This is a genomic window from Microvirga aerilata, assembly GCF_016743775.1.
GTDB classification, from domain to species: Bacteria; Pseudomonadota; Alphaproteobacteria; order Rhizobiales; family Beijerinckiaceae; genus Microvirga; species Microvirga aerilata.
The window spans coordinates 1-1,174 of record NZ_JAEQMY010000300.1; the positions used below are offsets into that span (position 1 = coordinate 1).

Below are 1,174 nucleotides of genomic sequence, written 5' to 3' on the forward strand. Positions count from 1 at the left end.
ATCATTTTGATTGAATGAGAGCACTCCTTAAGGGGAGCAGTTAAAGGCGGAAAGTGAAGGCAATTGCAAGAGGTCGCTTGGAATTCCAGTGCTTCTTGTGAAGGGCCCTCAGCCGTGTTCGGTGGTATTGCGGCCCTCGCAGAAGGGGCAGCGCGCATTGAAACAGCTTGGAGTTCGCTCAACCACAATGCCTCGGATCCATTTGCGTCTCACCCCACGCGGGCACCTCCTGCTGGAGGAAGCAGACGACGCGCCCACCCTGGATGACAAAGTGGCGGCACGGCTGGCCAGTGCCTTTGGCCGTGGCAGCGGGTACGGGCTGTTGCAGCTTGGAGCGGGTGAGATCGGCCAATCCTTGCCACCTTCCCTCAACTGGTGGCGCGATTTCGTCGTACGCTATGTAGAGGCGGCCTGTCTTCACAGGTCGCGTGGGAGCGGGGAGACGCCGTCCGCCGCGATCCAGTCCGCTGTTGCCCCACTAGCTGAGGCCGAGGTCGCTACACTCGTACTGACTGCCCCGATGATGCCAGAGGCGGAGTATCTGAACGCCGATGTCCTGCGTGGGCTGTGGGTTGATCTCGGCACCGCGTTGGCCACGTCGTTCGCGGCATCCGGCACTGACCTGCAAGCGTTCCTCAACACGCTGAACCCGGCCTGGAACCTGATCGGCCGCGTCCACTTCAATCTGGCCGAGAACCGCCGCGACCTGGAATGGCCCTTTGCCTTCTTGGTTACCTACACCACGCGCCTGTCAGCCCAGGCGAGGGCCCAGCGTGTGCCGCTCAGCCAGGCGTGGCGCGAATACGCTGTTGATACCGGAGTGAAACTCCCCAGACCTGCCGATTGAATTTTCCCCAGGTGAGCGCGGCCGCCGAGCGTTTAGGTCGCTGCCGGGAAGACCGGCAGGCCAATGTCGCCGATGCTGCTCCTGATGGTCAGGAGGACAGGCGGTGATCCAGCTTGGGGAGGTAATCATGATCCTGGAATGGCACCGGCAAGGCATGTCGGTCTCGGCCATCGCCCGCCAGAGCGGCCTCGACCGCAAGACGGTCCGCAAGTACATCCACCGCGGCCTGGAGGCGCCGGCCTATGGCCCGCGCAAGCCGCGCCAGACCGTCATCGATCCCTTTACCCATTATCTACGCGAGCGCGTAAGCACCTTCCCGGGCCTGAC

2 protein-coding genes are annotated in these 1,174 nt (G+C 62.8%); both read left to right on the forward strand.

The genetic code is table 11. From position 1 onward, the window contains the following. The first annotated feature begins 187 nt into the window (after positions 1-187). Positions 188-847, forward strand: a complete 660-nt coding sequence (locus JKG68_RS32460) for a hypothetical protein (RefSeq protein ID WP_202066557.1) — start codon at positions 188-190, stop codon at positions 845-847. 103 nt (positions 848-950) lie between these two features. Beyond that, a partial coding sequence (locus tag JKG68_RS32465) for a helix-turn-helix domain-containing protein (protein WP_312891081.1) occupies positions 951-1,174 on the forward strand: 224 nt, incomplete at its 3' end.

What these genes read in the sequence shown, in the direction of transcription:
- JKG68_RS32460 (WP_202066557.1), top strand. Translation starts at nt 188, where the DNA reads ATGCCTCGGATCCATTTGCGTCTCACCCCACGCGGGCACCTCCTGCTG.